We start from the raw sequence: 6,395 nt of genomic DNA, 5'->3' as shown, positions 1-6,395 counted from the left end.
CATCGCATTGGCGTGGCTGTATCACAACCCCGTCGTCGCCGCCACGTTGGTCGGGGCGAATTCCACCGCACAGATCGACGATGCCGTCGCCTCGCTTGAAATCACCCTCAGCGCCGACGAACTCGAGCGACTCCAGCAGCCCTACACCCCGCGGATCGACCTTCAGGGCCTGAACTCAGACTCCCCCGAAGTACAGCGCATCAGCTCGCAGTCCGCACATTCGTCCTGAAGAATGGGCTTTACTACGAAAGGTCGCCACCCATGCGATTCGTCCGCGCGACGCTGATCATCGTGGGGATCATCCAGACCGGCACCGGCGCAATGTATGTGGCGGCGCCGGAGGTGGTTGCCGCCATGCTCTGGCCTAGGTCAACCACATTCATGCCGCCGAGAACGGCCACGTCAGTAGTGGGGTGCCCCTCGGCAAGGGGCTAGAGCTAGCCGTCCGCGGGCATCGTGGTGAAGCGGGTGATCGGTCGACGGTAGGAGAATCGTCTACTTTGAGTCGACTCTGGCCAGGTGCTGTTGGGTGCTGGCGATCCTTTGTCGCTCGGAAGGCCATGCGCTGGCGTCAATGCCGAGTGCGGTGCGCAGCCAGGCCACCGTGGCGTGCTGGACGATTGCGACGCGCTCTGGACTCTCGTCGGTGGTGCGGGTGTCGTTGTAACCCTGGATACCGCCCAGGCCGTGCTCTGCGCCTTCCAGCTCAAGCAGGTCGCTTGCGCCCGGGCTGAGCCGGTAGCCGTCGATAAACCAGTCCGGACCGCGCGTGCTGAGCGGAGACTGGTCGTGGTCGCCTGCAACCACCAAGCTCGGGGTCGTCAGATCGGTGAAATCAGGGTTCATAAACGGGAAGTACTCGGTGGCCAATGGCGTCAGATCAGTGCCCCCGGTTCCGGGCAAGCAGAGCAGCAGTGCGGCCTTCACCCGTGGGTCGGCCATGCTTACCCCCGCTGCCTGGCCATTTTCGACGACGCGCGCGCCGGCCAGCATGCTGGCGGTCTGCGCTCCCCATGAATGTCCGGCCGCTGCCACCAGCCCGCGGTCGATGCGCCCGGTCAGGCCGGGCACCGCCGCTTCGACCCGGTCGAGCTGGTCGAGGATGTGTGTCAGGTCCTGGACCCGAATCCGCCAGATGTCAGGGGCGCGAGGGTCATCCGGGGCAAGACCTAGCGAGTCGAGATGGGTTGGCTGTATCACGACGAACCCGCGTGAGGCCCAGAATTCGCTCAAAGGGACGTAATCGTCCATCGTCAGCGTCATGCCATGGGAGAAGACGATGACCGGCAGGGCTCGGCCGCGCGCGGGCGTGGAGACGCGTACCTGCAAGTCGTGGCCGCGGCCCGGCGCTGTGAGGGTCACCGGTCGAACTGAGATGACCGGCGTCGTTCGGTCGATGTCGTTGTCGGCGGTGGTGAGAGTGGTGCTCATGGCTAAACCTCTTCTGAGTCATTCGGTGAGGTGGAGGACGGCGCCTAAGATGTAACCGGAACGCCGCTCCGCTAGCGTAGCGGAACAACGCTCCGTTTTTCAACCGTGATCGAAGAGGAGAAGGGTGACGCGTCCGGTCCGGGCCGCTCAGGCACGCCCTGCCAAGCGCGCCGACGCGCGCCGCAACGAACAGGCGCTCTTGGACGCCGCCGCAGCGGTGTTCGTGCGCGCGGGGGTCGACGCCCCCGTGCGTGAGATCGCAGCCGAGGCCGGCGTCGGGGTGGGCACCATCTATCGGCACTTTCCCACCCGCGCCGAACTCGTGGTGGCGGTTTTTCGCCATCAGCTCGATGCGCTGTCCTCGCTCGAGGCGATCGTCCCGACACCCGACGAGAACCCGTTTGCAGCGCTGCGGTCGTGGGTCCACCGGTTCGCCGACTTCCTGGTCACCAAGCATGGCTTGGCCCGGGCGTTGCGCTCAGACCAGGCCGGCTTCGACACTTTGCATGCCGAATTCCTTGAACGCCTGCTGCCCGTGTGCGATCGACTGATGAAAGCTGCTGCGGCAAGGGGCCTTCCGCGCGGCGACGTTCGGCCACTCGACTTCCTGCACGGCGTCGGCAACCTCTGCATCGGCGTTGAAGCCGATCCTGAATATGACGTTCACGGCATGATCGATCTGTTCATCGCGGGCTTGGCGCAACCCTCGATTGACCAGTAGCCCACGCGCACGGTTCCAGGATCCGCCTCAACACGCGCCAGGCCTGGTCCTGGACGATCGATCCTCATCTCGCCGCGGACGGCCCGTGATGAATCGATTCTCGCCGTAACCTGCACGCTGCGGGCTTGGACTCGAAAGGCTTTCGGGCAGACGTATCCACGCGATCTTCTCGACGAGATTTGGCAGGATCACGTGCTCGACGGTCGTGTCCGATACAACCTGTTTTCCAGTCGAACCAGGCCTAGAGCAGCCCGAGCAGCTGCAGGCCGCGCACGTACTGCACGACGACCGGCGGCGAAACGTGCGGAATGTCGTTGTCGGGGCCCACTTTCGCGTCTTGTACCGCCGCGCGGAACCGATCGGTGGACGCGAAGCGGGTGTGCGGATCAGCTGGCTGCAGCGCGGTGGCGTTCGCCGCGAGCAGCACGCTCAGGATGGAGTGTTCACGCGCGCGGTCCGGCAGTGCGCGCAGCCTGGCCTCGAACACCTGCAACCACTCATCGAAATCGTCGATGCGCTCGATCGGATAGCCGGCCTCGATCAACCAGTCGACGTATTCGTCCAGCCCGATGCCGTCATCGTGCGAGTTCATGACGTGATAGGTCTCGACCCCGTCGACGACCTGAGCGCCCAGCGTTGCGATCGCCTCGGCGACGAATTCCACGGGCAGACCGTCGTAATGTGCCCGCTGGCGGTTCCCCTGCGGGTCAAGGCGATAGAACGACTTGGGCGCGACTCCGGTCGCCACGACGCTGAGCACCATCCGGGTGACCAGATCCGACAGGTTGAGCTGGCCCGCGTAGGTGGTGTCGGCCAGGATCATCCCGCTGCGGAATACGGCGACCGGTAGCCCGCAGTGCTCGTGCGCCTCGCGCAGCAGCACCTCCGCGGCCCACTTGCTGTTGCCATAGCCGTTGACGCGGGTGCCGTCGTTCGTGCGACTGGGACTGATCACCCGGATGTCGGCGTCTTCGAGGAACGCCGACGGCTCGATCGGGTCGCCCACGTTGGCCGTCGACACGTAGTTGAAGGGCTTGAGCCTGCTGGTCAGCGCCAATCGGATGAGTTCGGCGGTGCCGACCACGTTGGGGACGAACAGTTCGCTGTAGGGTAACGCGCCGTTGACCACCGCCGCCGCGTCGACGATCAAGTCCACGGAGTCGGCCAGGCGTTGCCAATCCTGCTGGAGTAAGCCAAGGTTCGGTTCGCCCTTGTCTCCGGCGATGACCTTGAGATGATCGCCGGCCAACTCGTGGAAGTACGCGGTCAGCCGCGGATCCCCGCTGTCGAAGGTCTGTTCGAGGCGGCGCCTGGCGTCCTCGTCCGACGCGGCCCGTACCAGGCAGATCAGCTTGCCGTCGGCCAATTCCAGCCGCTCGAGCCACTGCAGCGTCAGGTACCGCCCGAGGAATCCGGTTGCCCCGGTCAGCAACACCGTGCGGACGCGGGGGCTGGGCCCGGGCAGTGACGACGCACCGGCCAGCGTCGTGGCGTCGACGAACTTGTCCAGCGTCAGGTCGCGTGCGTGCACCTTCGCGGGGGCGGAGCCGTGCACGGCCACGAAGCGTGGGTCGTCGGCGTGATCGTCCACGCGTTGGCTCAGGCCGGCGACCGTGGGGGTGTCGAACAGCGTGCGCACTGTCAGATGGGTGTTGAGGGTCTTGTTGAGGGTGGCGATGAGGCGCATCGCGGACAGCGAGTCGCCGCCGAGGTCGAAGAAGGAGTCGTCGATTCCCACTCGATCCAGCCCCAGCACCTCGGCGTAGGTGTCGGCGAGCAGGCATTCGAGGTCGTTGCCGGGTGCCCGGTACTCGGCGTCGCGGTACGCGGGCACCGGCAGCGCGCGGGTGTCCAGCTTTCCGTTGACCGTCAACGGCAGCGCCTCGATCACCACGAGCGCCGCCGGGATCATGTAGGGCGGCAAGCTTTGTCGTAGCTGTGCCCGCGCGGCCGCGACGTCGAGCCTACCGGGCAAAGACTCCGTGACGTAACCGACCAGACGCTTGTCACCGCGCCGGTCCTCGCGAACGATGACCACCGCCTGGTCGACGGCATCCACGGCGGCCAACGCGGCCTGGATCTCACCGAGCTCGATGCGGTAGCCGCGGATCTTCACCTGTTCGTCGATGCGGCCCAGATAATCCAATTGCCCGTCAGCGCGCCACCGCACCAAATCGCCGGTGCGGTACATCCGCTGACCGGGCATTCCGAACGGGCACGCGACGAACCGCGACGCGGTCAACCCCGGGCGGCGCAGGTAGCCCGCTCCCAATCCGCGCCCGGCCACGTATAACTCACCGACGGTGCCCACCGGCACCCTCCCCAGCCACGGGTCGAGGACGAAGAACGCCGCCCCGGGCACCGGCGCGCCGATCGGCGGCGTTCCCGTCCCGGCGCTCAACGGCGGGCTGACCGCCACACACATCGTGGTCTCGGTCGGGCCGTAGGCGTTGGTCATCACCCGGTCCGGCGCCCACCGATCGACCAGCTCCGCCGAACACGCCTCGGCGGCCACCACCAACGCCACCGACTCCAACACCCGCGGGGACAGCGCCGAGACCGCCGAGGGGGTCTGGTGCAACACCGTGACACCTTCGTCGATCAGCAACGCTTGCAAGTCATCCGGCAGCGCGGCGACCGCTTCGGGCACGATCACCAGTCGCGAGCCATGCAGCAGCGCTCCCCAGATTTCCTCGACCGAGGCGTCGAAGGCGTAGGAATACCATTGCGACCACGCCTCATTCGGCCCCGATGGCAGTCCGACGTGCAGCGAGGCGAGCAGCTGGGTCACGTTCGCGTGCGTGGTGGCCACGCCCTTGGGCACACCGGTCGTGCCCGAGGTGTAGATAATGTGCGCGATGTCGTCGGCGGCCGGCGGCGGTAATGCGCTGTCGGGCATGGCCTGGACGGCGGGGCCGTCGGCATCGATGACCGGCATGTCGTGGGCGGCGAACCGCGACGCCAACTCGGCGGTGGTCAGCGCCGCGACCGGACCGGCGTCGGCGATCACGAAGTCAACGCGCGCGTCGGGCACGGCGGGATCGATCGGCAGGTACGCCGCCCCGGACTTCAGGACGGCCAGGATCGCCACGATCGCCGTCGCCGAGCGCGGGAACGAGATCGCCACACACTCGCCCGGCGCCGCGCCCAGCCCGACGAGGTGGTGCGCCAACCGATTGGCGGCCACGTCCAACTCACGGTACGTCATCGTCGCGCCGGTGACACTGAGTGCCACCGCATCCGGGGTGCGGGCCACCTGGGCGGCGAACAGCTCGGGCACCGACGCCGCGGGCACCGGCTGGCAGAGCATGGCCCGATTGCCGATGACGTCGAGGCGCACCCGCTCGGTGTCGTCGAGCACGTCAACCGACGACAACGGTCGCGTCGGGTCGGCCGTCAGCCCCGTCAACACACGCTCCAGCCTGTCCACAAGCCGCGCAACGGTTTCGGGGTCGAACAGATCCGTGCGGAATTCCACTCCGCCGCCGATGCCCGCGGGTTCGTCGTCCGCGCCGAAGCGTTCGCCGAGCGAAAACGTCAGGTCCATGCGGGCCGCGTGGCTCTCAAGCGGCAGCTGGGCGACGCTCAGGTCACCCAGGTTCAGGCCCGCGACCGGGTCGTTGCCGTGCTCGCGCAGGTTCTGCCAGGTCACCGACACCTGGACGAGCGGGTGGTGGCTCAACGAGCGGATCGGATTGAGCCGCTCGACGAGCAACTCGAAGGGCACGTCCTGGTGTTCGAGGGCCTCCAGGCTGCGGGTACGGACCTGGGCAAGAAAATCGGAGACCGTGGCGTCTCCCCTCGCGTCCACCCGCAGGATCAACGTGTTGACGAAGAAGCCCACCAACCGCTCCAGCGCGGCGTCACGCCGGCCCGCGACGGCGAACCCCACCGAAACATCCGCGGTAGCAGCAACTTTAGCGAGCAACACGGCCAGGGCCGCCTGGACGACCATGAAGCTGGTCGCGTTGTGCTGACGGGCCGTCGCGCGCACCTGCCGCTGCAACCGCGCCGGCCATTCCACGGCCACCCGCGCCCCCCGGTGGTCGGCCGTCGAGGGATAAGGCCGGTCGGTGGGCAGCCGCAGCCGCTCGGGCATTCCCGCCAGCACACCCTGCCAGTACGCCAGCTCGGTCGCGAGGTGGCTAGTGCTGTCGTCCGGATCGCCGAATTGCGCGCGCTGCCACAGCGTGTAGTCCGCGTACTGCACGGGCAGCGGGGCCCACTGCGGGGCGTGCCCTAT

At 67.2% G+C, this 6,395-nt stretch carries 5 protein-coding genes; 2 read left to right on the top strand and 3 right to left on the bottom strand.

What is annotated here, in order from left to right; genetic code table 11:
• A partial coding sequence (locus tag A5695_RS23090) for an aldo/keto reductase (protein ID WP_197515598.1) occupies positions 1 to 229 on the top strand: 229 nt, incomplete at its 5' end.
• Between the two features lie 13 nt (positions 230 to 242).
• Here the strand turns inward: A5695_RS23090 and A5695_RS28790 are convergent.
• Together A5695_RS28790 and A5695_RS23085 are read right to left on the bottom strand one after the other, a co-directional pair.
• Positions 243 to 401: a hypothetical protein gene (locus tag A5695_RS28790; RefSeq protein WP_156749816.1), complete on the bottom strand. Its 159-nt coding sequence runs from the start codon at positions 399 to 401 to the stop codon at positions 243 to 245.
• 94 nt (positions 402 to 495) lie between these two features.
• On the bottom strand, positions 496 to 1,431 hold the full coding sequence (locus A5695_RS23085; RefSeq protein WP_068087826.1) for a chlorophyllase: 936 nt from the start codon (positions 1,429 to 1,431) through the stop codon (positions 496 to 498).
• Between the two features lie 124 nt (positions 1,432 to 1,555).
• Here A5695_RS23085 and A5695_RS23080 point away from each other — a divergent pair, with 124 nt between their 5' ends.
• On the top strand, positions 1,556 to 2,152 hold the full coding sequence (locus A5695_RS23080) for a TetR/AcrR family transcriptional regulator (RefSeq protein ID WP_068087824.1): 597 nt from the start codon (positions 1,556 to 1,558) through the stop codon (positions 2,150 to 2,152).
• Between the two features lie 241 nt (positions 2,153 to 2,393).
• Here A5695_RS23080 and A5695_RS23075 read toward each other — a convergent pair.
• A partial coding sequence (locus tag A5695_RS23075; RefSeq protein ID WP_156749815.1) for a non-ribosomal peptide synthetase occupies positions 2,394 to 6,395 on the bottom strand: 4,002 nt, incomplete at its 5' end.

Origin of the sequence: Mycobacterium sp. E1747, assembly GCF_001667775.1 — a bacterium.
GTDB lineage: Bacteria > Actinomycetota > Actinomycetes > Mycobacteriales > Mycobacteriaceae > Mycobacterium.
The sequence above is the reverse complement of the archived record's forward strand: the minus strand, read 5'-3'. Positions and strand labels throughout refer to the sequence as shown.

Bases quoted from the DNA above. Each gene is read 5' to 3' on its own strand.
- A5695_RS23085 (WP_068087826.1), bottom strand. From the start codon at position 1,431: ATGAGCACCACTCTCACCACCGCCGACAACGACATCGACCGAACGACG.